The sequence below is a fragment of the Pseudomonas lini genome, assembly GCF_001042905.1.
Classification (GTDB): Bacteria; Pseudomonadota; Gammaproteobacteria; order Pseudomonadales; family Pseudomonadaceae; genus Aquipseudomonas; species Aquipseudomonas lini.
This window is the reverse complement of record NZ_JYLB01000001.1, coordinates 260,480-287,319: the sequence shown is the minus strand read 5'-3', so window position 1 is coordinate 287,319 and position 26,840 is coordinate 260,480. Positions and strand designations below refer to the sequence as shown.

The 26,840-nt window shown below is 56.3% G+C and carries 23 protein-coding genes; 10 read left to right on the top strand and 13 right to left on the bottom strand.

Going from position 1 to position 26,840, the window contains the following annotated elements:
* The first annotated feature begins 411 nt into the window (after positions 1 to 411).
* Entirely contained in the window at positions 412 to 807 is a 396-nt protein-coding gene (locus TU81_RS01425; RefSeq protein WP_048392893.1) for a PA0061/PA0062 family lipoprotein, read from the top strand.
* A gap of 122 nt (positions 808 to 929) precedes the next feature.
* On the opposite strand, the gene adeC is transcribed toward TU81_RS01425, so the two are convergent.
* From adeC to TU81_RS01390, 7 genes are all read right to left on the bottom strand, one after another.
* Positions 930 to 2,354: an AdeC/AdeK/OprM family multidrug efflux complex outer membrane factor gene (adeC, locus tag TU81_RS01420; RefSeq protein WP_048392891.1), complete on the bottom strand. Its 1,425-nt coding sequence runs from the start codon at positions 2,352 to 2,354 to the stop codon at positions 930 to 932.
* Positions 2,351 to 5,506, bottom strand: coding sequence for an efflux RND transporter permease subunit (locus TU81_RS01415; protein ID WP_048392888.1), 3,156 nt, complete (start codon positions 5,504 to 5,506; stop codon positions 2,351 to 2,353). The genes adeC and TU81_RS01415 overlap by 4 nt, the downstream gene beginning before the upstream one ends.
* 3 nt (positions 5,507 to 5,509) lie before the next feature.
* On the bottom strand, positions 5,510 to 6,658 hold the full coding sequence (locus TU81_RS01410; protein ID WP_048393594.1) for an efflux RND transporter periplasmic adaptor subunit: 1,149 nt from the start codon (positions 6,656 to 6,658) through the stop codon (positions 5,510 to 5,512).
* Positions 6,659 to 7,091: 433 nt separating this feature from the next.
* Complete coding sequence (locus TU81_RS01405; protein WP_048393592.1) at positions 7,092 to 8,270, bottom strand: XdhC family protein; 1,179 nt, start codon at positions 8,268 to 8,270, stop codon at positions 7,092 to 7,094.
* Between the two features lie 51 nt (positions 8,271 to 8,321).
* The gene (locus TU81_RS01400) at positions 8,322 to 9,227 is read right to left on the bottom strand and encodes a LysR family transcriptional regulator (RefSeq protein WP_048392886.1); all 906 of its coding nucleotides are present in this window, start codon (positions 9,225 to 9,227) and stop codon (positions 8,322 to 8,324) included.
* 102 nt (positions 9,228 to 9,329) lie between these two features.
* Complete coding sequence (locus TU81_RS01395; RefSeq protein ID WP_048392885.1) at positions 9,330 to 9,683, bottom strand: cyclophilin-like fold protein; 354 nt, start codon at positions 9,681 to 9,683, stop codon at positions 9,330 to 9,332.
* A 160-nt stretch (positions 9,684 to 9,843) separates the two neighbouring features.
* The gene (locus TU81_RS01390; RefSeq protein ID WP_048392883.1) at positions 9,844 to 10,731 is read right to left on the bottom strand and encodes a LysR family transcriptional regulator; all 888 of its coding nucleotides are present in this window, start codon (positions 10,729 to 10,731) and stop codon (positions 9,844 to 9,846) included.
* Positions 10,732 to 10,919: 188 nt separating this feature from the next.
* On the opposite strand from TU81_RS01390, the gene TU81_RS01385 reads away from it, so the two are divergent.
* From TU81_RS01385 to TU81_RS01370, 4 genes are read left to right on the top strand one after another with little or no spacing between them, the layout of a single operon-like run.
* Positions 10,920 to 11,810: an SDR family NAD(P)-dependent oxidoreductase gene (locus TU81_RS01385; protein WP_088500320.1), complete on the top strand. Its 891-nt coding sequence runs from the start codon at positions 10,920 to 10,922 to the stop codon at positions 11,808 to 11,810.
* A 22-nt stretch (positions 11,811 to 11,832) separates the two neighbouring features.
* Positions 11,833 to 12,996 (top strand): MBL fold metallo-hydrolase, encoded by a 1,164-nt coding sequence (locus tag TU81_RS01380; RefSeq protein ID WP_048392881.1) that lies wholly within the window; start codon positions 11,833 to 11,835, stop codon positions 12,994 to 12,996.
* A 3-nt stretch (positions 12,997 to 12,999) separates the two neighbouring features.
* Positions 13,000 to 14,316, top strand: a complete 1,317-nt coding sequence (locus TU81_RS01375) for an NTP/NDP exchange transporter (protein ID WP_048392880.1) — start codon at positions 13,000 to 13,002, stop codon at positions 14,314 to 14,316.
* The gene (locus TU81_RS01370; protein WP_048392878.1) at positions 14,313 to 15,029 is read left to right on the top strand and encodes an NADPH-dependent F420 reductase; all 717 of its coding nucleotides are present in this window, start codon (positions 14,313 to 14,315) and stop codon (positions 15,027 to 15,029) included. Before TU81_RS01375 ends, TU81_RS01370 begins: the two co-directional genes overlap by 4 nt.
* A 188-nt stretch (positions 15,030 to 15,217) precedes the next feature.
* On the opposite strand, the gene TU81_RS01365 is transcribed toward TU81_RS01370, so the two are convergent.
* From TU81_RS01365 to TU81_RS01345, 5 genes are read right to left on the bottom strand one after another with little or no spacing between them, the layout of a single operon-like run.
* Positions 15,218 to 15,991, bottom strand: a complete 774-nt coding sequence (locus tag TU81_RS01365) for an L-iditol 2-dehydrogenase (RefSeq protein ID WP_013692788.1) — start codon at positions 15,989 to 15,991, stop codon at positions 15,218 to 15,220.
* Positions 15,992 to 16,048: 57 nt separating this feature from the next.
* Positions 16,049 to 17,146, bottom strand: a complete 1,098-nt coding sequence (locus tag TU81_RS01360) for an ABC transporter ATP-binding protein (protein ID WP_013692787.1) — start codon at positions 17,144 to 17,146, stop codon at positions 16,049 to 16,051.
* 57 nt (positions 17,147 to 17,203) lie between these two features.
* Complete coding sequence (locus TU81_RS01355; protein ID WP_013692786.1) at positions 17,204 to 18,037, bottom strand: carbohydrate ABC transporter permease; 834 nt, start codon at positions 18,035 to 18,037, stop codon at positions 17,204 to 17,206.
* Between the two features lie 10 nt (positions 18,038 to 18,047).
* A complete protein-coding gene (locus TU81_RS01350) occupies positions 18,048 to 18,974 on the bottom strand; it encodes a carbohydrate ABC transporter permease (RefSeq protein WP_013692785.1) in 927 nt (308 codons plus the stop codon).
* A gap of 59 nt (positions 18,975 to 19,033) precedes the next feature.
* Positions 19,034 to 20,344, bottom strand: coding sequence for an ABC transporter substrate-binding protein (locus tag TU81_RS01345; RefSeq protein WP_048392871.1), 1,311 nt, complete (start codon positions 20,342 to 20,344; stop codon positions 19,034 to 19,036).
* Positions 20,345 to 20,636: 292 nt separating this feature from the next.
* Between TU81_RS01345 and TU81_RS01340 the strand changes: the two genes are divergently transcribed.
* The 4 genes from TU81_RS01340 to TU81_RS01325 all read left to right on the top strand — a co-directional run bounded on the left by TU81_RS01340 (position 20,637) and on the right by TU81_RS01325 (position 24,749).
* Entirely contained in the window at positions 20,637 to 21,587 is a 951-nt protein-coding gene (locus tag TU81_RS01340; protein WP_013692783.1) for an AraC family transcriptional regulator, read from the top strand.
* A 61-nt stretch (positions 21,588 to 21,648) separates the two neighbouring features.
* The gene (locus TU81_RS01335) at positions 21,649 to 22,557 is read left to right on the top strand and encodes a carbohydrate kinase family protein (protein ID WP_048392869.1); all 909 of its coding nucleotides are present in this window, start codon (positions 21,649 to 21,651) and stop codon (positions 22,555 to 22,557) included.
* Between the two features lie 731 nt (positions 22,558 to 23,288).
* Positions 23,289 to 23,969 carry a class I SAM-dependent methyltransferase gene (locus TU81_RS01330; RefSeq protein ID WP_048392867.1) on the top strand — a complete coding sequence of 227 codons (681 nt, stop codon included), beginning with the start codon at positions 23,289 to 23,291 and terminating at the stop codon, positions 23,967 to 23,969.
* Positions 23,970 to 24,017: 48 nt separating this feature from the next.
* Positions 24,018 to 24,749 (top strand): RibD family protein, encoded by a 732-nt coding sequence (locus TU81_RS01325; RefSeq protein WP_053078262.1) that lies wholly within the window; start codon positions 24,018 to 24,020, stop codon positions 24,747 to 24,749.
* 81 nt (positions 24,750 to 24,830) lie between these two features.
* Here TU81_RS01325 and TU81_RS01320 read toward each other — a convergent pair whose 3' ends face one another.
* Positions 24,831 to 25,739, bottom strand: coding sequence for a LysR family transcriptional regulator (locus tag TU81_RS01320; RefSeq protein ID WP_048392865.1), 909 nt, complete (start codon positions 25,737 to 25,739; stop codon positions 24,831 to 24,833).
* 110 nt (positions 25,740 to 25,849) lie between these two features.
* Between TU81_RS01320 and TU81_RS01315 the strand changes: the two genes are divergently transcribed.
* Positions 25,850 to 26,617 carry an SDR family NAD(P)-dependent oxidoreductase gene (locus TU81_RS01315; RefSeq protein ID WP_048393587.1) on the top strand — a complete coding sequence of 256 codons (768 nt, stop codon included), beginning with the start codon at positions 25,850 to 25,852 and terminating at the stop codon, positions 26,615 to 26,617.
* Positions 26,618 to 26,840: the final 223 nt, after the last annotated feature.

The following is a 26,840-nucleotide window of genomic DNA, read 5'->3' as shown; positions in this document are numbered from 1 at the left end:
GTCTCAGCGACAGAAATGACTGACTGATCGACGATCGATTCGAACGGTAACGTCCGACGCGCAGAAAATACCACGTGCGACACACCTGAGGGATTCAAGTTCTCGGCGTCACAGATGGCACATCATTGGTGAATAAAGCTCAGCACTGCATCAATAGCTCACAGGCTAATCAATTAAAAAATAGCCTGTAGAATATCCCCATACCGACAACAAAATCATTCCAGATATCGAGTAGGCATCTTAGTCCTTGCCGTCCTCGATCATCTTGCGTCATCTGCAGAAACAATAACGGGCGCACGTTCCCAAGCCAATGCGCTATTAGGCTGAAACAGCTTATTTAAAACATCACCTATTTAACGGTACAGAACAAGCTTATAGCTATTCTCGGACCCCAAAGAATTCAGGACATTTATGAACCTTGCAAAACTAACAGTTTCCATCATTTTAATCACCGGTCTGGCTGGCTGTGCGACTGAACTTCCGACGCTTAAGGATGGCGAATCCATTGTCAACCTTCACGAGCAGATCGGTGATGAAATGCTGGCCAGACGCCTGGATACACAACGCGCAGAGAACCTGACTTATTTCAAAGTATCGCCAGGGGCGCATACGATGGAACTTGGGGTGGTTACCAAGGGCTACCAGGAAAGCCAACACCGCTGTGTTGCCACCCTATCCTATGACAATTTTTTACCGAACGAACGTTACACCTTGATGGAAAGTAGTGCGGGAAAAGAGGTAAAGATTGAACTTATGGACAGTAAAGGCAATACCTTGGCTCAAACTGACAAAATGCCCTGCTTGTAATTTCCCGCAGAGCAGGTGACAGCGAGGCGCCACCTAAGTACACAGCGATCATGACAGTTTCACTCCACGCTAAAACAATAACGCCCGGCCTATCGTCGGGCGTTTTTGTTTAGTCGTCGTCCTCAGAGTTTGTGCATGCCCCGCTCGTTCCATCCTCCACCCAGTGCACGATACAAGCTCACTTCAGCCTGCAACTGCGCAAGACGATCGTTGATCAGCCCTTGTTGGTTGCTAAACAGCGAGCGCTGCGCGTCCAGAAAGGTCAGGTGGCTGTCCACGCCGATTCGATAACGACGCTCGGCAAGGCGATAATAATCTTGGCTGGCGCTAACGAGATCCTTCTGTGCCTGCAACTGATCGACGTAGGTTTTACGTGCGGTCAATCCGTCGGAGACTTCCTGGAAAGCGGTCTGGATAGCTTTCTCGTAGTTGGCCACGCCAATATCTTTCTGAATCTCCGAGTAATTCAGGCTGGCGCGTAACGCGCCTGCGTTGAAAATCGGCAAGCTGATGGTAGGGGTAAACGCCCAACTGCCTGAGCCGCTCTTGAACAACCCATCCAGATTCGCGCTCGAGGTGCCGGCATTTGCCGTAAGGCTGATGCTAGGGAAAAACGCCGCCCGCGCCGCGCCGATGTTAGCGTTAGCGGCCAATAGCGAATGCTCGGCGGCAAGGATATCGGGGCGACGGGTGAGTAAATCACTGGGCAGACCGGCCGGTACGTTGGCGAGCAGATCGCCATCCAAGGACTGCGGCTCCGGCAAATCGGCGGGCAGTCCTGTGCCAAGAAGAAGCACCAACGCATTCTCATCTTCGGCCACTCGGCGCCGGTAGTTTGCCAGGCTCGCCCGCGCACCTTGCACCGAAGTACGCGCCTGTGCGAGATCAAGCGCCGAAGCCACACCCACCTGATTGCTCCGAGCGGTCAGACGCAAGCTCTCTTCATAGGCGCCCAATGTATTCTCGGTGAGCTTGAGCAATTCACGGTCAGCTTGCCAGGTGAGGTAGGCATTGGCCACGCTCGAAACGATGCTGATCTGGGTCGAGCGTCGGGCCTGGGCGGTAGACAGATACGTTTCCAATGCCTGCTGGCTGAGACTGGCGATGCGACCAAACAGATCCAACTCGTACGAACTGATTCCCAGGTTGACGTCATATTGGCTGGAAATACTGGCCTGACCGGACTGCGTCTGAGCACTCGGCAGTCGCTGTCGTGTTCCGCTGGCGTTGGCGCCAATCGCCGGAAACAGGTCAGCTCTCTGGATTCGGTATTGCGCCCGGTACGCCTCAACGTTCAGTGCCGCGACCTTCAGGTCGCGGTTATTGATCAAGGCAGTCTGGATCAATCGCTGCAATGCCGGATCGTGGAAAAACTCGCGCCACCCCTGCTCCACAGCGGCCTGGTCGGCAGCGCTGGTTGCCTGATAGGCAGGACCCTGCGGATATTGCGCCGCAACCGGTGCCTGCGGTCGTTGATACTCAGGGATCAGCGAGCAACCACTCAGAACAGCGGCAGTGATCGCGAGACCGATTAAGGAGCGAGTCATTGGCCTACCTCCTCACGCATAGCAGTTTCGTCCTGCTTCTTGCGGCTGCCTTTAAACAAGGTTGAAACGGAAACGAAGAACAGGGGAACCCAAAAAATCGCCAGAACGGTGGCCGTTATCATGCCGCCGATCACCCCCGTGCCGATGGCGTGTTGACTGCCCGAGCCGGCTCCGCTGGAAATGGTCAGAGGCAGCACACCGAGAATGAATGCCAAGGACGTCATGACGATCGGACGCAGACGCATACGACAAGCCTCGACCGTCGCTTCAAGCAACGGTTGACCTTTCTCATTCAATTCCTTGGCAAACTCGACGATCAGGATCGCATTCTTCGCCGCCAACCCCACCGTCACCAACAGACCCACTTGGAAGAACACGTCGTTGGACAGTCCCCGCAATGCCGTGGCCATCAGCGCGCCGATTACCCCAAGAGGCACGACCAAGATGACCGCAATCGGAATCGACCAGCTTTCATAGAGTGCCGCCAGACATAGAAACACGACGAGAATCGACAGCGCATACAGAGCAGGCGCTTGTGACCCTGAAAGACGCTCTTCATAGGACAACCCGGTAAAAGAGATGCCTACGCCGGGCGGCAGTTGCGCTGCAATTCGCTCGACTTCCGCCATCGCCTGGCCAGAGCTGTAACCCGGGGCGGGAGTCCCAAGAATTTGCTCGGCAGGGACGCCGTTGTAGCGTGACAGTTTTGGTGAGCCGAAGATCCACTCTGCACTCGCAAATGCCGAGAACGGGACCATCTGACCCTGGTTGTTACGCACGAACCATTTACTCAGATCCTCTGCGGTGCTGCGCGAGTCAGGCTGGCCCTGTACGTACACCCGCTTAACTCGGCCGCGATCAACGAAATCGTTCACATAACTACTGCCGTATGCCACTGACAGCGTGGTGTTGATATCGGCCAGAGAAATACCCATCGCCCGCGCGCGCTCGTCGTCGATGGTCAGGTGGTACTGTGGCTCGTCGGCCAAGCCGTTTGGGCGAACACCGGCGAGGACCGGGCTCTGGGCAGCCAGCTCAAGAAACTTGCCGCGCGCTTCCATGAGTTTTTGATGGCCCACGCTATCCTGGTCCTGCAGGTAGAAATCGAAGCCGGTGGCGTTACCCAACTCCAGTACCGATGGCGGAACCACCGCATATACCAGGGCGTCGCGGTACTTCAGGAACTCTTGCTGGGCACGCTGGGCAATTTTGAACACAGTATTGTCACTGTCTCGTTCATCCCATGGCTTCAGGTTGACGAACGCAATCCCTGAATTCTGCCCGCGGCCCGCAAAGTTGAAGCCGTTAACGGTGAAAACTGTAGCAACGGCTTTACCTTCTCCGTGCTCTTTGTCCAGCAGGTATTGAGTCATGCGATCAAGCACTTTTTGCGTGCTCTCAGCCGAGCTGTTGGCCGGCGTCTGCACCTGCGTGAAAATCAAACCCTGATCTTCATCGGGCAGGAACGAGGTCGGTATCCGGGCGAACATCCAGATCGTGCCGGCGACGATTACCAGGTAAACCATAAAGCCCGGCACCCTATGCCGGATGATCTGGCCTACGCCCTGCTCATATCCGTTGACGCAGGCATCGAACCGTCTGTTGAACCATCCAAAAAAACCGCGCTTGGGCTGACCGTGCTTTGTCGGATCGATTGGTTTGAGCAGCGTGGCGCAAAGCGCCGGGGTGAATACCAAAGCAACAAATACCGAAAGCGCCATGGCCGATACGATAGTGATCGAGAACTGCCGGTAGATCACGCCAGTGGAGCCACCAAAGAAAGCCATGGGCAACAGCACCGCCGAAAGCACCAAGGCAATCCCCACCAGCGCTCCCTGGATCTGCCCCATCGATTTGCGCGTGGCCTCCCTGGGTGACAGGTGCTCCTCCGCCATCACCCGTTCGACGTTTTCAACCACCACAATCGCATCGTCGACGAGTAATCCAATCGCCAGGATCATGCCGAACATGGTCAAGGTATTGATAGAGAAACCGGCCGCGGCAAGGACGCCGAAGGTACCTAACAACACAACGGGCACTGTCAAAGTCGTAATGATGGTGGCGCGCAGATTTTGCAAAAACAGCAGCATGACCAGAAAGACCAGAACCACCGCCTCGCCCAGTGTATGCATCACTCCGCTGATGGATTCGGTGACCACCGGCGTCGTGTCATACGGGTACACCGCTTCAATTCCGGCCGGGAAGAATGGTTTCAGTCGGTCGACCGTGGCGCGAATCGCCTTGGCGGTATCAAGGGCGTTGGCGCCTGTGGCCAAGCGGATGGCGATACCCGAGGCAGGCTTGCCATTGGCTTGGGCGTTGATGCTGTAGTTTTCACCGCCCAAACTGATATCAGCCACATCACTCAGGCGCACCTGGGAGCCGTCGCTATTGACCTTAAGCAAAATGTCACCAAATTGCTCGGAGGTCTGCAGTCGCGTCTTGCCGATGATAGTTGCGGTAAACACCGTACCTTTGCGCGCAGGAAGACCACCGATCGTGCCCGAAGCTACCTGTACGTTCTGCGCCTCAATCGCCTCGGTCACGTCGACTGGCGTCAACTGGAACTGGTTCAGTTTGGCCGGGTCCAGCCAGACTCGCATGGCGTATTGCGTGCCCCAAATCTGAAAGTCACCGACACCTGAAGTCCTCGAAATCGGGTCCTGGATGTTTGAGACGATGTAGTTGGATAGATCCTCCTTGGTGTGTTTTCCATCGGTGGAAACCAGACCGATGAACATCATGAAATTCTGTTGGAATTTTGTGACGCGAAGGCCTTGCTGCTGCACTTCACGCGGCAACAGCGGCGTGGCCAGGTTCAGCTTGTTCTGCACCTGAACCTGGGCAATATCCGGGTTGGTACCCTGGTTGAAGGTCACGATGATTCGCATGCTGCCATCGGCATTACTCTCCGAAGAGATGTAGCGCAGATTGTCGATGCCGTTCATCTGCTGCTCGATTACTTGCACGACGGTATCTTGCACTGTCTGCGCGGAAGCACCGGGATAAGAAACCTGAATCGCGACAGCGGGTGGTGCGATGTCAGGGTATTGATTAATCGGCAAATTGAGGATCGACAATGCCCCAACGAGCATAATGATCAGTGCAAGCACCCACGCGAAGATCGGTCTATCAATAAAATACTTCGACATGGTCTACTCCGCCTTAGCGCTGGTGTTTAGCGCTACAGGGGCTCTGTTCGCCTCATCTGTCATCGCTTCCTGAGCGACCACGGAGCTCCCCGGCTTAATGAACTGAAGCCCTTCGACGATGATTTTGTCTCCGGCGCTCAAACCGCTTTCCACCAGCACATTCGCACCGACGGTGCGGCCAACCTTGAGCTGGCGTTGCTCGACTTTGTTATCGGCGGTAACGACCATGGCGGTCGGGGTGCCCTTGAGATCCCGGGTCACACCAATCTGTGGAGCAAGAATGGCCTGCTCGGCGACCCCCTCCTGCAACCGCGCATGCACAAAAATCCCGGGCAGCAGCAAGTGATCAGGGTTGGGGAACACGGCGCGCAGGGTGACCGAGCCGGTTGCTTCGTCGACCGAGACTTCTGAAAACTCCAGCGAACCCTGCAGCGGGTACTGGCTACCGTCCTGAAGTGTCAGGCTAACTTTCGCAGCCTTATCAGCAGTTTTCTGCAACTGCCCGCTTTCAAGAGCCCGACGCAGTTTGAGCACCTCGCCATAAGGCTGAGTGACATCGACATAAATGGGGTCGAGTTGCTGGATAATCGCAAGGGCGGCTGCTTGGCCATTAGAAACTAGCGCACCTTCGGTCACAGCCGAACGTCCAATTCGCCCGCTGATGGGCGCGAACATTTTGGTATATCTCAGATTGATCTGGGCGCCCTTGACTTGTGCCTCTGCCTGCATCTGCTGAGATCGAGCAGTGTCATACTCCTGCTTGCTCACCGCCTGCTCATCGATCAGTTGCCGATACCGGGTGGTCAGCGAGCGAGATTGCTCCAAACTGGCCTGCGCACTGGCGAGCGTCACCTCGTAAGTTGATGGATCGATCTGATAAAGCTGCTGACCAGCCTTGATATCTGCGCCTTCCTTGAACAAGCGTTTCAGGACGATGCCATCCACCTGCGGCCGAACCTCAGCAAGTCGGTAGGCACTGGTACGCCCGGGCAGGTCGTTAAACAAGGTCACAGCCTGAGGTTTCAGGGTCACCACACTGACTTGAGGGGCTTGCGCCGGGGTAGCAGCAACCTGCTCCTTGTTGCATCCACTGAGCATCGTGGCAAAAGCAATGGCGGTCACCAAAGCAGGAAAGACGGGCTTGAATGGCATAAATTCCTCGAACATCGCGCTGAAAAATGCGCGCATGAGTTTGCAAACTGCCGCAGCACAGGCTGAAACAGCTGCTGACGGCAATGGGGAGAAAGAGTTCGGCAAGTACGCGCAAGAGGCGCGGTGCGAAGATCAAGCTTATTGACCGGGTCAAATAAAACCCGACGAGCCAATGCGCTGCGCATTGGATTGTTATGTAGGCATGCTAACAATCGAGGGGCCTGAGGATTAGCCCGACTTTACTGAAATCACCAATGAGTGATATTCAGCAATAAAATGGTTTCAGAATTTTGCATATTACTCACAACGCTCTATATCCAGTGATTAACGGAGGACAGTATTTCGATTAGTGAGTTTTTATCAGCTTTGGCCTCTAATGCGTGCAGCGCATCGGCGAGGCTCATATCCTGCAGGACCTTCCAACTCAAGTCCTCTACGACTCTGCCATGGATAACTCACGGGAAAATCTGGGCTCAAGCTGACAAGTTTCGTGGATCGTTGACGTCCGCAACTTCAAACTTCCACCCGCTCGCCCATTCAGGACGGCCTGCATCTCCCCAAGCACCGCCATCGCCACACTTTCCGGGGTGTCTCCACCCAAATCCAAACCCATTGGATAGTGCAATCGGTCCAGCGCAGGCAGGCTGTTTGTCTGTCGCGTTATTTCATCAAGCAGACGCTCGGTCCGATCACGCGGCCCGAGCTGACCGATGTAACGGGGATTACCTTGTAACGCGCCTTTCAACCAATGCGCATCCTGGCTCAGGCTATGGGACATCACCGCCACACACGCCCCCTCCACGAACTTTCGAAATTCGAAAGGCCCGCCTATATCGGCGCTCAACACCCGATCCGCTTCGGGAAAACGTTCCGGACGGGCAAAATGTGGGCGACTATCAACAACGGTGACATGCCACCCCAAGATTTTTGCGATCCGTACCAACGGCTGCGCATCATGGCCCGCCCCAAAGATCATCAGACGCGGTGGTGGCGCGACGTATTCTAGAAAAACCTCTACCTCTGCGTAGCCTTCGGTATAGCGTTGCCGCGTAGATTTTTGCTGGTCCAATGTGAGACGCAGATCAGCGGTAATTCGCTCGTTCAGTGCAGGATGGTAGAGTCCCCCGAAGGGCGCTGCGCCAGATTCCAGGAACACACGGTCTCCAACATCTGCACGGCTATTGCGTGAGCCTGCTATTACCGTTGCGATCGCCACGGGTCTCTGGTTGTTTCTTACTTTGCGTAACGCATCAAGCACAGCGCATTGCTTTGCAGCTGGTATTCGCTCAAACAACACATACACCTTGCCGTTGCAGCCCAGCCCAAAACCAAGGGACTCTTCACCGCCCTCTTCGTCTGTGGCCTCGGCCGTGCTGTAGCTACGAATCACAGGGCCCGACTCACTTAGCCACCAAGCCTTTCGCACCACATCAGCCTCCAGACAGCCACCACTGATAGTGCCCTCCGGACGTCCATATTGTGAAACGAGCATGCGCGCCCCCGGACGGCGATACGCCGAACCCTCGACTTTCACAACGGTGGCGAGTACAGACTCTCGACCCTCGTTCTGCTCGGCCTGGATGGCATCGAGCAATGCGTTCAAACTGGACATATCAGATATCTCTCCCAAAGCGAATCCGGCGAAGTCGCTGTCGATCGCCAACTATCCAAGCGGGCGCAACTCTCTGATCAAGTCGATCAGCAAACGTAGCGTGATCGGCACCTGCCGGTAGCTTGAGTAATAGATATGGAAGCCTGGACCGACACTGACCCAATCCTCCAAAACCACTTGTAACGTTCCTTCTGCTATAAGCGGCGCGACAATGGGTTCGGCACAATAAGTCAGCCCGGCGCCCTGGGTGACCATGGCGAGCATCATCCGCGTCTCATCCAGCACGACATTACCGGACACTGGGATCTCTAATTTTTCACCCTCTCTCTCAAACTCCCAGTTGTACATCCGGCCGTTGCCTAGCCGAAACCTTAAACAACTGTGCTGTTTCAAATCCTCTGGGTGCAACGGCATGCCACATCGGTCGAGGTAATCGGGGGTTCCTACCACGACCCATCGAACAGGGGGAGAAAGGCTTTGGGCAATCATGCCTTCAGGTACGGTAGCGCCATACCTGATCCCAGCGTCGAAGCCTCCTTCAACAATGTCCACCATACTGTTGGTGGTTGAGACTTCCACTTCGATATCGGGATAACGATGAGCAAATGTCGATAAAACGGGTGCCAACAAAAGGAGCGCCGCGTCACTGAAAACATTCAGCCGTATACGACCCGTGGGCTCATCACGGAACTTATTCAACAGTTCAATGGCCTGGTCGATTTTGTCGACAGGTTCGCTTATCAATGCCAGCAGCTCCTCACCGGCTGCCGTCAGGGTGACGCTGCGGGTCGTGCGATTGAGCAAACGAACCCCCAATCTCGCCTCCAGCCCCTTGATCGCATGGCTCAGCGCAGATGCACTTATCCCTACTTCAACACCCGCACGACTGAAGCTGGAATGGCGGGCAACGGCTAAAAAGTAGATAAAATCGCCAAAGTTGGCACGAGTCAGCTGCATGAGTTCTCTGCCATTGGTGTGAAACGTATGAACGAAAGGACCTCACCCGCCCCCTACGCCACAGACAGTTTTTGCCGGCGTGGTTCTGACTGTTTTGGGGTATCACTCATCGACCAAGGTGATCGTCACTTCAAGGGACCCAGGGCGCGCGAGTACTTCCAGGCCGGAATCAATCTTGCCGAGTTTGATAAGGCCGCTCGAATACTTGAAGCCTTTATGAAAAATGGCGAGATTTCCCCAAGGCGCATAGAAGGCAATAACACCCACCGAAGGCGTGAAGCCAGCTGGCGCGCCCTGTGTCGATAATGGCTTGGGCAGGACGCTGATCTTCTCGGTCGAGGCGTAGTCGTCCAGTGTCAGTTTCATCGGCAGCTGTTTAACGAAATCTATGGAGGAATCGTTGTTGTCGAGCGTTGCCGTAACCGGACCGCCTGAAACATCGATGCGTATTTTCATAGTTGCTCCACTTTGCTCCGATGGGCTGCGGGGCACGCCCTACCCCCGACCCGAATTGATCTGACAGCCAAATTGCTTTCCCGCCAGAAGGTATCAGCTGACAGAAAAACTGAAATACCTTGCAGCGATTGAAGTCATGAATGAGATTTATCAATCGTCCTTACACACGCAGTGCATTCATAACCAGCGTGAAGGCCCGCGATGGCTGTCTGCGACTTGGGTAATACAAATGGTACCCCGGGAAGGGAGCACACCAATCTTCCAGCACACGAACCAGGCGGCCATTTTCCAGATGCGGTGCGAATTCTTCTTCAGGAAGATAGGCGATGCCCAGGCCGGCCAAGGCTGCATCCACCATGCTGGGAGAGGTGTTGAAAACGAGCTGGCCATCCACTCGTACGTTTAACGGTTGGCCACGACGCTCAAACTCCCAAACGTATAGCCCCCCTGCTGTTTGCATACGCTGATTGATACAACTGTGCTTTAGCAGGTCCCGTGGATTTTTGGGCGTTGGATGCCTTTCGAAATACATCGGGGAGGCCGCAGCGGCCATGCGCAGTTGAGGACCGATGGGTACCGCAACCATATCCTTGTCGATGGTATCGCCCATACGCACGCCTGCATCGAAACGGTCGGCGACGATGTCTCGAAAACCATAATTGATATCGAACTCTATCTTGATATCCGGATAATCGAGCAAAAGCGGCGTGAGCTTGGGAAGCAAATGTGCTCGAAGAATGTGCTCACCACAGGTGATGCGCACGGTGCCGGCGGGTTTATCGCGCATCTCGGTCAGTTCGTCGAGTTCTGCCTCGATTTCGTCAAAGCGATGACCAATGGCTTTTAGTAAACGCTCGCCCGCTGCCGTAGGCGATACGCTACGGGTGGTTCGTGTAAGCAAGCGAATCTCCAGCCTGGCCTCTAACCCGCTCATTGCCTGGCTGAGGGCAGATTGAGTCACGCCCAGTACGGAAGCTGCCCGCGTGAAGCTGCCTTCACGGGCAATCGTTACGAACGATAAGAGATCATTGAGGTTACGTCTGACCATCGCCCAAGTCTCTCATAAATCATTAATTAGCAGGCCTTATAGCCCCTTTAAGGACTGATTAGCTAGTGGCGCCGAAGGGGGCCGGTTACATTAACAACCTCTTTTTAACCAACCCTTCGTTATATTCAGCGCGAGCGATCGCCATGGCGCTTGGGATGAGAGGCGCGAAGCGACCCGAGGGGACGTGCATGGATCGTAGAGACTTTCTCATCAGAGGCGCCGGACTGGGTTCGGCGTTGATCGCAGGCTCACTTCTGGAAGCAACGGCATCCTGGGCAGAGGCCCCAACCAATTCCCGAAGGGAGGCTCCCGCGTCCAACGCACAACGGGACAACAATGCAAGCGGCAAAGCCCGCGTATTCATTACCGGCTCGGCCGATGGACTGGGCCATGCCACCGCCAAGACCCTGCTTGCCCAAGGCCACGAGGTTGTCGTGCATGTGCGCTCCCCTGCCCGGTTGTCTGCCGTGCAAGAACTGGTGGACCAGGGCGCCATCGCGACAGTCGGCGACTTGGGCGATCTTGAACAGGTTCGCGACCTTGCCCGCCAGGTCAATGCCATCGGCGCGATGGATGCCATTGTTCACAACGCTGGCATCCTCAGCGGGGCGCAACTGCTAGTCGTCAACGTCGTCGCCCCCTATATGCTCACGGCCCTGATTCAGCGCCCCAAGCGTCTGATCTACCTGAGCAGCAGCATGCATAGGGGGGGACGAGCCAGCCTGACGGGATTGGACTGGTCGGGCAGCACCCCCACAGGCAGCTATTCGGACAGCAAACTCTTTGTAACCGCACTCGCAGCAGCCGTTGCGCGGTTGTACCCCGACGTCCTCAGTAATGCGGTCGATCCGGGCTGGGTCCCAACGAAGATGGGAGGTCCCAACGCACCTGACGACCTGCGCCTGGGACACCTGACCCAGGAATGGCTTGCCACCAGCAATGACCCTGAGGCACTCACCAGCGGCGGCTATTGGCACCATCAGCGACGCGAACAGCCGCATTCCGCGGTCCAAGACTCCCGATTCCAAGACTTGCTGCTGGCTGAACTCACGCGCGCCAGCGGCACGAACCTGTCGTGACCACCTCCACGGTAACTACTGCATGAAATTATTCTGGGGTCGTTTTCTCATGGCCGTTGTCGGTATCGCTCTGCTAGGCATCGTTGGCGCCTTCGCCTATTTACAGCAGCCGGTCTTCGGCGACCTGCCCAGCGGCGAGCGGCTGACGCGCATCGAACATTCGCCCAATCATGCCGACGGAGTGTTCCGCAACCAGATCGACACGCCCATGAAGACCACGGACCAATCCGAGATATCGATGTGGATGCAGACCCTTTTCGGGCAAGAGGGGCAGCCTCGACCGCCAAGCCCGATTCCCGCCGTCAAGACCGACCTCAAAGCACTCGACCCTACACAGGATATAGTCGTTTGGCTGGGCCATTCCTCCTACTTCGTGCAACTGGGCGGACAACGCATCCTGATCGATCCGGTGTTCAGCACTTACGCCGCGCCGATCCCCGAAGTGAACAAGGCATTCGAGGGCACCAGCCTCTACACGGCCGATGACATACCCGAGATCGACGCTTTGTTGATCAGCCACGATCATTACGATCACTTGGACTATCCAACCGTTCAGGCGCTTCAGCCCAAAGTCAGAAAGGTTATCGTGGGGTTGGGTGTAGGCGCGCATTTCGAGCGCTGGGGCTACGACATGGGAGTCGTACGTGAAGCCGACTGGAACGAAGTCATCGCGCTAACACCGAACGTCAGAGTCCACGTCACCACAGCTCGACACTACTCTGGACGCACCTTTACCCGCGATCAGTCGCTGTGGGTCGGCTTTGCACTTTTGTCTCCTGAGCAGCGGTTGTTTTTCAGTGGCGACTCGGGTTATGGCCCGCACTTTGCCGAGATCGGCCAGCGGCTGGGTCCGTTCGACTATGTCGCCATTGATGCCGGTCAGTACGATCCGCGCTGGGCGAACGTCCACATGAATCCGGAACAGGCCGCGCAGGCAGCCAAGGACCTGCGCGCCCGAGTGCTGATGCAGACGCATGTGGGCCGCTTCTCCATCGCCCCTCACGATTGGGATGATCCGTTCAAGCGCATGCAAGTCGCCAGTCAGGGGCAAACCTTCGCGCTGTGGACGCCCGAAATCGGCCGCACGGTCTACCTTGACGGCCGTGCGCAGTCGTTCACGGCATGGTGGGAAGACGACGCAGCGAAGACTCCGCCTCAGCTCGCGGCTGGAGCCAGGGAGGAGTAAGTCGTGCAATCTCCCTTATCGCTGTTGCAGCGCCAGGCCAAGGTGCGCCCCGAAGAAGCACCCGCAGTCCTGTGGTCGATGCTCTACGTCACCGCGCTATTTCTGGCGTATTACCTGTTGCGACCGATCCGCGACGAACTCGGTGTGGCCGGCGGGGTCCAGAACTTGCCCTGGCTATTCACTGGTACGTTGTTGGCGATGCTGGTAGCCAGCCCGCTGTTCGCGCTGGCCGTGCGCAAACTGCCACGCAAGCAGTTCATCGTCGTGGCCTATCGCTTCTTCGCTGCCAACCTGATGTTGTTTGCACTGCTGCTGCATCTCGCCGATCCACAGTGGCAGGTGTGGCTGGGACGTGCCTTTTTCATCTGGGTCTCGGTGTTTAACCTGTTCGTCGTCTCGGTGTTCTGGTCCTTCATGGTGGATATCTTCGACAGCGAGCAGGGCAAACGGCTGTTCGGGCTACTCGCGGCAGGAGCAACGATTGGCGGCCTCTTGGGCTCGGCTATCACTTCCAGCCTGATCCAACAGTTGGACCGCTCCTGGCTGATGGTGATTGCCATCCTGTTTCTGGAAGTGGCGGTACTTGCATCACGCCGTTTATCTCGCCTTGCTCCGATGTTCAGCCACACCACGCTCAAAGAAAACCCGGACCAGCCCTTGGGTGGCGGCATCTTTACCGGCATGGTCCACACGTTGCGCTCGCCCTACTTGGTCGGGTTGGCACTATTCATTCTGCTGTACTCGGTCACGTCGACTTTCTTGTATTTTCAGCAGGCCAGCATCGCCGAGTCCTCGTTCCCTGATCGTGCGGCCCGCACGGCGTTCTTTGCCAATATCGACCTGATCGTCAATGCGATCACACTGGTATTCCAGCTGTTCATCACCGGCAGGATGATCGCCACCGCGGGCATCGTGGCAACGCTGTGTGTCCTGCCGCTGGTCAGCCTGTTCGGCTTCGCTGCCTTGGCCGCCAGCCCTAGCGTCGCAGTCATCGTGGCCGCGCAGGTCGCCCGCCGGGTAGCGAACTTCGCACTGGCCAGACCCGCCAGGGAAATCCTGTTTACCTCCAGCACACGTGAAGATCGCTACAAAGCCAAGAACTTCATCGACACGGTCGTTTATCGTGGCGGTGACCAAATCGCCAGTTGGGGATACGCAAGCCTGATGGGCGTTGGCCTGACCCTGGCGCAGATTCCCATGATCTCGGTCCCCCTCTCAGCTATCTGGCTGGGCTTGAGTGTCTGGTTGGGACGAACCCACCTGAAGCAGGAACAGCGCGATGCTACGGTCTCACCATCATTGATTGAGGACAGGACATGAAGTCTACCCGCCGCTCCATAGTGAAATCCCTTGGCGTATTGGCCGCTCTGCCTTGGCTCATCCCCGCGAGTCGCGCCTTTGCGGTCGCGCCAACACGCATCGGCGTGATCGGTAGCGGATCGCTGGGCGGCACGGTAGGTCGGCTGTGGGTCGAGGCTGGACATGAGGTCATGTTCTCTTCCCGCCATCCAGAGCAATTGCAAGACATGGTTGAGGCGTTAGGGCCACGCGCTTCGGCCGGCCTGCCGATGGTGGCAGCGGAATTCGGCACCGTGCTTCTGTTGGCTATTCCGTTTGAAGCGCTGCCCCAGGTCGGGCGAGACCTGCACAGTGCCTACCGTGGCAAGATCGTTCTGGACTCCACCAATCCTTGGGGCACAAGCAGCAGCGATGTATACCGCGAAGCGCACAACCTGGGCGTTGCTCAAACCGTCGCGAAGTACATGACCGGCGCGCGACTGGTACGCGCATTCAGTGCCGTCGATGCCACCGTGGTGGCAACGTCTGCCTCACGAGCGGGCGGGCGCATTGGCATGCCCATCGCCGGAGATGACGCCGAGGCCTTGCGGGTCGCCGCCGACCTGGTACGCGATGCTGGTTGCGATCCAGTCGTCGTGGGCAACCTGGCAGCCTCCGCCTCGTTCCAGCCCGGCAGGCCGGGTTTCCGCGCCCATCTGACCGCACCGGAACTGCGCCGCCTCCTCGGCCTGTAGCGCAGAGCACAGGTGGCCGCGCAGATAAGCAAGAAACCTTGCTGCTAGCACCCACCTCAATAATCGGCCGGTGGATCACACTGCCGGGCTCTCATGAGTCGGGCAGCGTGATCGCGAGGAAGCTGAATCGAACCGCCGGGTGATCGAAAAATGTGCCGCTCTCCTGTCACCCGAACACCCTTCTGCACTCAGCTCATCCAGTTCCCGCCATCAACGTTGTACGTTTGTGCGACGATGTAATCGCTCTCCGAGCCTGCCAGGAAAATAGCCATTCCTACCAGATCCTCTGCCGTCCCCATTCTTCCATACGGAACCTCAAGACCGACGAGCCGCTTCTTCTCACCCAGGGGTCGGTTCTCGTGTTTGGCAAAGAGCGCGTCGACACCGTCCCAGTGTTCGCCATCGACAACCCCCGGGGCAATCGCATTGACATTGATTTTGTGCTTGATGAGGTTAAGGCCAGCAGACTGTGTAAGGCTGATGACGGCCGCCTTGGTGGCGCAGTAGACGCCTACCAACGCCTCACCGCGGCGACCCGCCTGGCTGGCCATGTTGATGATCTTACCGCCATGCCCCTGACTGATCATCTGCTTCGCCGCTGCCTGAAGCGTGAACAGCGTCCCGCTGACATTGATTGCAAAAAGCTTGTCATAGCTTTCCCGAGTGATCTCGGTGATCGGTGCAAGATCGAACAACGCCGCATTGTTCACAAGGATGTCCAGCTTTCCTGCGTGGGCAACGACCTCGGCGATCGCTGCATCAATGGAAGCCTGGCGGGTAACGTCCATCTCCACCGCGTAAGCTTGCGGCCCAAGCTCGGAGGCCGTCGCTTGAGCTCTTTCCAAATTGATGTCGGCGATAGCGACCGTAGCGCCTTCACCGATATAGGCCTGGGCAAACGAGCGTCCAATACCGCGCGCGGAACCAGTGATCAAAGCGCTTTTACCTTCGAGACGTTTCATTGAATCTACCTTTGTGGTTCGTGGCGCGCTTCATCGAAAGAGCGCGCGTGATGGAAGTCAGGCCGCGCGTGATGCCGCAGGGCTTACCGAAAGACCGCTCTCATCAAATAGATGGCAATGAGCGACATCGAGGGTGAGATAACGCCGGGCGGCGTACGGCACTTCGCAATCCCCCTGGACACGTACCGTCAGGCTTTCTCCTGAATCGACATTCACGTGGCAGAAGGTATCGCTGCCCAGGCGCTCGGTGACATCCGTCGTGACCGGCACTTGGCCTTCAGCGCCCAGGGTCAAATGCTCCGGCCGTATCCCGATCGTCACGGATTGCCCGACCGACAACGCACTGCTGTCGCGTGGAATGAGCAAAGTGGTTCCAGAGGCGAATCTAACCTCCACCCCCGATGCATGCACGGCATGCACAGTCGCCTGCAAGAATCCCATTTTTGGTGTCCCAAGGAAGCCGGCAACGAACAGGTTGGCAGGGTGATGGTAGAGCTCGAGCGGCGAACCAATCTGCTCGATCCGCCCAGCGTTAAGCACAACGACCTTGGTGGCGAGCGTCATGGCTTCGACCTGGTCATGGGTCACGTAGATCATGGTCGCCTGCAGCTCCTTATGCAGTCGGGACAGCTCCAAGCGCGTCTGTACACGCAGCGCAGCATCAAGGTTCGACAGTGGCTCATCGAAAAGGAAAATTTTCGGGTTTCGGACAATCGCACGCCCAATAGCGACTCGTTGGCGCTGACCACCTGACAACTGCTTAGGCTTGCGGTCGAGCAGAGAACCAAGTTCGAGAATCCTTGCGGCCTCGGCGACCTTCCTTTCCACATCCGGCTTCTTCTCACCGGCCAGATCCAAGGCAAATGACAAATTCTTGCGTACCGTCATGTGCGGATACAGAGCATAGGTCTGGAATACCATGGCCAGGTCTCGTTTGGCAGGAGTCACCTCAGTGATGTCTCGGCCGTCGAGCTCGATCGTGCCGCTCGTGACGTCTTCCAAACCTGCAATCAGGCGCAACAGGGTCGACTTGCCACACCCCGACGGCCCTACGAACACCACAAATTCCTTGTCCTTAACCTCGAGATCGATGCCCTTGATGATGGACAGTCCCTCGAAACCTTTCTTGAGATTTTCTATTTTCAAAGTAGCCATGCGTAAAGTCCTGTATGAAATTGGAGCCTTCGCGAAATCATTGAATGCTCGACGTCGTCATTTGACGGCGCCAAAAGACAGCCCACGAACCAATTGCTTCTGACTGATCCAGCCGAAGATCAAGATAGGTGCGCAGGCCAATGTGGAAACCGCGGAAAGCTTCGCCCAGAACAGACCCTCAGGGCTCGAGTAGGAAGCGATCAGCGCGGTCAGAGGTGCGGCGCTGGAGCTCGTCAGGTTGAGCGACCAGAAGGCCTCGTTCCAGCACAGGATCATCGACAGCAGCATGGTCGACGCCAGCCCACCCTTGCTGATGGGCAGCAGCACGCGCAGCATCTCCTGCCCCAGGGTCGCGCCGTCCAGCCTGGCCGCCTCCAGAATCTCCCGGGGGATGTCTTTGAAGTACGTGTAAATCATCCACACCACGATGGGCAGGTTGATCAGGGTGTAGATCACGATCAGCGCGATCCGGGTGTCCAGCAACCCCGCCCCCTTCGCCAGAAGGTAGATAGGCATGAGCACCCCAACTGGAGGAAGCATCTTGGTCGATAGCATCCAAAGCAGCGTCTGCTTAGTGCGCTTGGTCTCATAGAACGCCATCGAGTAGGCCGCCGGCACCGCGATCAGCATGCACAACGCTGTAGCGGAGAAGGAAATCAGCACCGAGTTCCACGCAAAGTGGAAGTAGTCGCTGCGCTCCTGGATGTGCAAGTAATTCTCCAGCGTAGGCATGAAGATGAACTGTGGCGGCGTAGCGAAGGCGTCGATCTCGGTCTTGAAACTGGTAAGCACCATCCAAAAGATCGGAAAGAACAACAGCAAAGCGGTGACCCAGGCCAAGGTGCCGAGCAGTACGCTTTGCAGAGACCGGGATTGTTTAAGCGTCATCATGGCGTTGTCCTCAGGCTTTGTCGGTCAGGTTCTTGCCAATCATGCGCACCAGCACAATCGCCGCGATGTTGGCGATCACCACCGCAATCAGACCACCGGCCGAGGCCATGCCCACATCGAACTGCACCAGCGCCTGGTTGTAGATCAGATAGGCGAGGTTGGTCGAAGCGAACCCAGGTCCGCCATTTGTCGTGGTGAAGATTTCTGCAAATACCGACAGCAGGAAAATCGTCTCGATCATCACCACCACCGCGATGGGCCTGGCCAAATGTGGCAGGGTCAGATGCCAGAAGATGGCCAGGGCACCCGCCCCATCCAATCGAGCGGCCTCTTTCTGCTCTTGATCGAGCGACTGCATGGCTGTCATCAGCAACAAGATCGCAAAAGGCAGCCACTGCCAGGAAACGATGACGATGATCGAGAAGAGTGGGTAATGAGCTAGCCAATCGACGGGCTGTGCCCCGAAGAACTTCCATACCGCCGCGAGGATCCCGGAGACAGGGTGGAAGATCAGGTTCTTGAAGATCAGCGAACCCACGGTCGGCATGATAAAAAACGGCGAAATGAGCAGCACCCTGACTATGCCGCGTCCAAAGAACTCGCTTGCCTCAAGCAAGGCTGCAATCAAGACACCAAAAATCACGCTGATCAGCAACACGCTGCCCACCAATATCAACGTGTTAAGCGCTCCGGGAAGAAAACCCGAATCTGTCACGAAATAGGCAAAGTTCTCCAGGCCAACGAACTCGTTTTCCCCTGGATTTAGCAGGTTGTACCGGATCACCGAAAAATAAACGGTCATGGCCAGCGGCACGATCATCCAGAGCAACAAAAGTGCAACCGATGGCGACACCAGAAACCATCCTGGATTGATCAAACGGCGTGCGCGTGATGGCGCCGAGGCCGCAAGCTGGGCTCGAATAATGGACGTGTTCATGATTATTTACCTGTGCGGCTGTGACCGCCGGCGCTAAGCCGGCGGAGGTAAGGGGCTATTTATTTTTTGGGATAGCCCGCACGCTTCATCTCGCGCTCGGTTGTGGACTGGGCAGAAGCCAGCGCTTGCTCAACCGACATTTGTCCTGTCAATGCTGCGGAGAAAAGCTTGCCTACAGATGTACCGATCGACTGAAACTCGGGGATCACCACGTATTGAATGCCCACGTACGGAACAGGTTTGGCTGAAGGCTGCGACGGGTCAGCGTGCTTCATCATTTGCAACGTTACCTGAGCAAACGGCGCGGCCTTGAGGTAAGCGTCACTGTAGGTCGAGATGCGTGTACCGGGTGGCACGTTCGTGATGCCATCCTTATCGGTAACTAGCTGGATGTACTCTTTGGAGGTGGCCCAGGTAACGAACGATTTGGCGGCCTCTTTGTGCTTGGAGGTGGCAGGAATTGCCAATGACCAGGCATACAACCACGAGGACCCCTTGTCGGTAACCTCAGTAGGCGCAGGAGCGAAACCTACGCTGTCCACCACCCGGCTCTGCTCCTTATCGGTGGTGAAAGATCCAGCCACGCTTGCATCAACCCAAATCGCGCATTTTCCACTGTTGAAAAGGGCCAGTGTTTCGTTGAACCCGTTACTGGATACTCCCGGAGGGCCGTATTTCTTCAGGGTATCAACATAAAACGTCGCGGCTGCCTTCCACTCAGGACCATTGAGTTCAGGCTGCCATTTCTCATCGAACCAGCGCGCCCCGAAGGCGTTGGCCATCGTGGTAAGCAAGGCCATGTTTTCGCCCCAGCCAGCTTTGCCACGCAAGCACATGCCATATTGATCCTTCGAAGGATCATTGAGCTTGGCAGCGAACTCGCCCAGTTGCGACCAGGTCGGCTGCCCCGGCATCGTCAGCCCTGCAGCCTTGAACAGATCGGTGCGGTAATACGTGATGGTGCTTTCGCCGTAGAACGGCAGTGCGTAGAGCGTATCGTTAACGGAAAGGCCCTGACGCACGGCAGGAAAGATATCGTCGACGTCGTAGCCGGCCGGGAGGTCCTTCATCGGCTCTAGCCAGTTCTTGGCACCCCAGATCGGGGTCTCGTAGGTGCCAATCGTCAACACGTCGAACTGACCACCTTGAGTGGCAATGTCAGTGGTCAGGCGCTGACGCAGAACGTTCTCTTCGAGCACGACCCAGTTCAGTTTGATGTCGGGATGCTGCTGCTCGAAGACCTTGGATAGCCGTTGCATTCGGATCATGTCACCGTTGTTGACCGTCGCGATGGTCAGCGTCTCAGCGGCATGGCTGGCAAGGGCGTATGACAGACCAGTAGAAAGAATTAGCGCATTCGTAATCTTCATGGGGCTCTCCACTCCAAGCCAGATGACCGGAGCTATTATTGTTGTTGTTCACCACTTGTGAGCAAAACAAGACCGCATTGCAGTGGTGGGCGAATTGATTAGACCACCTACCCGCCCCGCCCTCAAACGAATCGCGGACGCCGAATCGATACTTTTTTGATCGCGACAACCGGCAGCCACGAGGGTTAAAAAAGTATCAACAAGCTGCAATAGTTGGGCTAGCAGCCCCGGACGAATTCGGCGTATGGTTGGCGCATTCGATCCACCGCATAACTATAAAAAGGGGCACGAGATGCCTGATAACCGCGCTGCTTTGTTCGAGCACCGACCAGCCGACCTTGAAGTCATCCTTCCTGAACCCGATCAGAGCTTTCGATGGTACGAGCACGACTATCCATACGCCCTCGCCCGCTGGAACCACCATCCGGAATATGAAATCCACCTGATTCGACAAGGAAGTGGCAAGCTTTTGGCTGGGGATTACATCGGGCCCTTCACCGCAGGACATGTCGCACTGATTGGCCCAGGTCTTCCCCATGATTGGATGGGAGATATCGCGCCGGGGGAACAGCTCGTAGGCCGCGACGTGGTTCTGCAGTTTGACGGTGCTGCCCTGCTCGACCTCCAAGGTTCATTACCTGAGCTATCAGAGCTGAAAACGCTATTTGAGCTGGCACAACGTGGGATCGAGTTTACTGGGGGGACGGCCGTCGAGGCCGCTTTGCTGCTTGAGAGAATCGGCGAGGCGACGGGGCTTCAGCGCCTGATCATGTTCCTGCAATTGATAGGCACCCTCGCAAGGGCGCCAAAGCGAGAAATTCGGGTATTGGCCAGCGCCTGCTACTCGCCTTCGTTGAACGAGCGCAGCTCGGAGCGAATTAATCAGGCATTCGACTACTTGATCAATGAGCTCACGTCTGACGTCCGGCTATCTGTCATCGCCGAGCGAGTTGGGATGAGCGAGGCCGGTTTTTCACGCTTTTTCAAACGAATCACTGGCCACGGATTCATGGACCTGATGCGCAAGCTGCGCATCCAGCGTGCATGTCGACTACTCGTCCAGACACAGCTCTCGGTCGCCGAAATCTGCTTCGAGGTAGGCTACGAAAACGTCTCCAATTTCAATCGCCACTTCCGTCATGAAATGCATCAGACCCCGAGCGACTACCGGCGTACTACTGCCGTGAAGCTCTTCAACCGAGACAGTCTTCACCCATCGCTACCGATCACGCAGGTGCGGTGAGACCGCGCCTGTCGATGTGACGCACGATAGTGCCCCCAGCCCGATACAAGAGAGAATGAATATGCAATTGCCGAGCGTTGTTGTGTTTGGTGAAGCACTGACCGACGTGGTTCAACACTCGCCCGGACGGTGGCAGGGCTATCCAGGTGGCGCGCCCTGGAACGTGGCCCGCGCAATGAGCCGCCTCGGCGTGCCCACTGCATTCGCCGGCTCGATCAGTACCGACTCATTGGGCGATGAGCTCGCACAGCAATCGAAGGCTGCCGGCCTGGACATGAGATTCCTCCAGAGAGTTGACGCTGCCCCTCTGGTAGCTATCGTGCCCTCCAGCCACCCTCCCCGGTATTTCTTTGCGGGCGAGGCCGATCTACTTTTTGATGTGGACCAACTCCCGGCAGGTTGGTTGGATGCCGCTCGACTCTGTCACTTCAGCTGTATCAGCCTTGCCCGTCAGCCATTGGGGGACAGGCTTGTTGAGGTGGCCAGGAGGGTGAAGGAAGAAGACAAGCTGATCAGCTATGACCCGAACTGGCGCAACCTGATGGACACCCGCTACCGCGAGCTGACTTTCCCGGCCATGGTGGAGCTTGCAGACATCATCAAGCTCTCGGATGAGGATCTTCGTCAGATATACCCTGGATTGAACGAAGAACAGGCCCTTCGAGAATTGCGGACAATGAATACTCGTGCCCAGATTCTTTTCACCCGTGGAGCGAAAGGCATGGTGTTGTATGACACCGACCTAAAGTTTGAACAGCCCGCGATCGCCGTTGAGGTCGCGGATACAGTGGGTGCCGGAGATTCGAGTATGGCCGGCTGGCTCGCCTCGACGCTTCTAGGCATCCAAGAGCCGCGTGCACGATTGGAGTTCTCCGCGGCTTGTGCGTCGGTGTCTTGCTCACATGCAGGGGCTTACGCGCCTAGTCGTGAAGAAGTGAACAACTTGCTGTCATACCGCATGCAACATTGACGCTGAAATTCGCATTGAACACAGCCATCTTGTCAGGTGACGGGGCTCAAGGCGCAGTGGATAGAGTACACATGCGGGTTGAGCCAGATGGACCAGTCCACCACTAGCCAGTTGAACCCGCACCAGTGTTCGTGGCCCAGGTGCAACAAACGCTCCCCCACCAGTTATTACAAGTTTTTGATCTGGCGCCCGGCAAGTCGGGCCTGCTCCATCTGCGGAAACCCCGAAGGTGAAAAGCAGTGTGCCGCCCCCAACCGCCAAACTGTTCTCTTCATCCGTCAAATTTCTTTGCTTACTTCGTCTGTCGGCGTCCCGAGCCGTCTTTCGTTCAAAGCTGAGGTCGTCAAGAATGAATACTCGTAAGTTATCAGCTGAGTAAAACTGGCATACGTCGCAGCGATTGAGACCAGAAATGAGACCTTTCAACCTCACCGGCGACGCAATGATGATATTGACGCCCAGCCATCAATTCAGCTCATGGTCATATGCAGTCACGCAGCTAGCTCTTCGTCATCCCTGTCGTAAAATCATGCCACGGTTGCGCGGTCCCCTGCCTTATCGTCAATAGGTTCCACGCCCGTCCTGATAGAAGTCATAAGGCTTCTTTTGAATGACCTGAAGCTCCCATAGGCGCGCATACCCCGGCCACTGCCATGACCGCACCAGACCAGAATGAGGATCCCAACTCATACCCTCTGGAATTTTCTGCCGCAACAAATGGAGCCCCATTGATGCCCGATCCGATCAAGCTTGAATTTTCCGAAAAGTACGACGATAAGCACGCGCAGAGTTATTTACTCAAGCATCAGGACAATCTGGCCCGCCGTTTATCCCACAAACGCGACGAGCAATTGGCGCGTAGTGCGTTGGTCGCCGCTGGCGAGCCTGGCTTGGTGCTGGACTTGCCGTGTGGGGCCGGGCGTTTCTGGCCGTTACTGGCGCAAAAGCCTGGTCGCGTGATCATCGGCGCAGACAATTCTGAGTCGATGTTGAAGGTCGCAACCATCGCCCAACCGGCGGAGGTGGTGAAACGGGTTCGCCCGTTGCAGACCTCTGCCTTTGCTATCGATTTACCGGACAACGCGGTCGACAACATATTCTGCATGCGCTTGATGCACCACATCGGCGCCCCGGAGCACAGACTCGCGATTCTGCGTGAGTTTCAACGCGTTACTCGCGACAGCGTAATTATCTCACTATGGGTGGACGGCAACTTCAAGGCTTGGAAACGCAAGCGTACCGAAGTGCGTCGTCGCAACAAAGGAGAACAGGACGGTTACCAAAATCGGTTCGTGTTGCCGGCTACTACTGTCGAGGCAGAGTTTGAACAGGCCGGTTTCCGTGTTCAGAAATCCCTGGACTTCATACCGCTCTACGCCATGTGGCGAGTTTATGTATTACGCAAAAAATAACAAAATGGCCATCAGCCACTTATCCAAGCTTTATGGAATTGATAGTTCATGCCCCCTCGAATCATATGCCACATGATCAGCTCGGTGGACGGGCGCCTCGTGTCTTCTCGTTGGACATCTCTACCCAATGGGGACAGTGAGCAAACGATTAGCAATCATTACGAGCGAATTGCCGCCCGCCTAGGCGGCGACGGTTTCATCATAGGCCGAAAGACCATGGAAGCATTTGATGGTATTTCTTCAAGACCACCGTTTGTAGGGAAACACAGCGGTGGTCTGCGGGACCACAACATAGCGCATGAACCAGGGGACCCGGTTGCGATCGTGATTGACCCCTCCGGGAAGCTGCACTACCAGACGAATACCATTGATGGCGGGCATCGGATTATCTCCATTCTCGGCGACTCGGTATCGGATGCCTATTTGCAGGCGTTGCGAAACCAGGGCATTTCCTATCTCTTCGCAGGCCCTCATTGTGAAAACCTTAAGCAAGCGTTAGCGATGCTAGGCGCCCAGTTTGGATTGAAGACCCTGCTACTCGAAGGTGGCGGCGTGATCAATGGGACCTTTTTGAAGGCCGGTCTGATCGATGAGATCAGCCTTTTGATTTACCCAGGAATAGATGGTTTGAGCGGGGTACCAAGCATATTTGAATATCACGGCCAGTCGGATGAACGCCCTGCGTCCGGCCAGTCCCTGCGCCATATCAGTACGCAAACGATTGAGGATGGTTTCATCTGGGCCAGGTACCTCGTTGCGAAGATGTCACCGCACACATGACACTCGCAACAACGGCAAACCTCTAACGGCGGGAGCCCTCGCGTCAGGCTCTAGTCGCGCAAGTGCTTACGCTTCCAGTATTTAAGACGCTCGCTCCTGCATATAGGGCCGGGTCACCTGAGTGAGCCAGTTCAGCACTGCTTCCACGCGCGGAGCAACGTGCCTACGATGAGGGAGAAGCAACGAAGCCTGTATCGGGGGCGGCCTGAACTCTGGCAGTACCTCAACCAGCTCCCCGCTATCGATCAGGCGCTGGCTTGCCGGTACGGACACTTGCATGATGCCCAACCCGTTTCTGCAGGCCGCCAGCAGGAGTGAGCCACTGTTTATGGCGAGTGCACTGACCATGGGTACTGACTGCACCTCGCCATCTACCGCATAGCGCCAAGCAGCCTCTTCACTACGCAAGTTATTTGCGTAGTGAATAACACGATGACCAGCGAGGTCAGCGAGTGAACTCGGCACACCATACTGTCGCAAGTACGCTGGACTGGCTAAATTGCAGGCCTTCATTGTGCCTAATTTTCGTGCGACCAGATCCGAATCCGGCAGCGGGCCTATCCTGATCAAGCAATCAACACCCTCCTGTATCATGTCCACCCGACGGTCGTTGATACTGATTCTGAGATCAAGCAGCGGATGCGCGGACAGCAATTCCCGCAAATGCGGCATTACCAGCTCCTGCCCAAATAAGCTCGGCATATCGAGACGCACCCTACCTTGCAAAGCTCCGGCAGCAGGCCGAAACATCCCCTGCAAATGATCTGACTCCCTCAGCAGTTCTCTGCAGCGCTCGAAAAACAGCTCGCCATCAGGCGTCAACCGAACGCTGCGGGTGTTGCGTTGCAATAGCCGGCTACCCACATCGGCTTCCAGCGTCCGCACAATGGCAGAAGCCCGGCTCTTGGCAACACCGAGCTGCTCGGCCGCTTTAGTAAAACTGCCCAATTGGGCAACGCGGCAAAAAACCCGTAGATCATTCAACTCCATCGTCGATTGTTCTCTATAGATGAACAGAGGGTTAATTTTTCCCGACTTTATTCGCGCTCTTCAGAACCGTAAAGTCTGACCTCCGAATCTTTTCCGAGAACTGTATGACGATGACTAAAAAATCAGATCGCATTGCCCTTATTACTGGTGCCAGCCGAGGAATTGGACGGAGTAATGCCTTGAAACTCGCCGAAAATGGCGTCGATGTGATCATTACCTATCTGAGTAGTGCAGACGCAGCTGCGGCAGTTGTAAGCGAAATCGAAGCCTTGGGTCGTCGCGCCGTAGCCTTGCACCTTGATGTCGGCAATGCAGGTACGTTTGCTAAATTCGCAAACGATGTGAAAACCACGCTGCAGCAAAAGTGGCAGCGCGATCGATTCGACTACCTGATCAACAACGCAGGTGGTGGTACATACGCGACGGTTGCCGACACCACCGAGCAAGAGTTCGACCTCATGATCAACACTCATCTCAAAGGCACGTTCTTTTTGACCCAAAAATTGCTTCCGCTGATAGAGGATGGCGGACGCATTCTTAACACCTCGTCAGGTTTGACCCGCTTCACAGTGAGCGGCTACGCCGCCTACGCCGCAGCGAAAGCCGGCGTCGACGTGCTGACGCGCTATATGGCCAGAGAGTTAGGTTCGCGGAGGATCAGCGTTAACGCTATCGCGCCGGGCGCGACGGAAACAGACTTCGGCGGAGGCGCTCTGCGCGATGACTCGGCCCTGAACGCGCAATTTGCTGGCATGACCGCACTGGGTCGTAATGCGCGCCCGGATGACATCGGTTCTGTAGTCGCCGCATTGCTTGGCGAAGGTACCGGCTGGATTACCGGGCAACGCATAGAGGCGTCGGGGGGCCTGCTCCTCTGAGCCAACGGTAGCGGTAGCGGTGGAGATGGCAGATGCCTGCACTCTCCACTTGCGTGCAGCGTCAACGAATATATTTGTCAGCGGCTGGGCAGACGGTGGCTTACAGCGATGGTAGCTTAGTGAATACACCGCGCGTCTGCTCGTAGGCCTGCACAACAGGTAATGCCAACGCATCCTTGTCGCGCATTATTGCTACAGAGGATCTGCGGCCCTATACATTCCC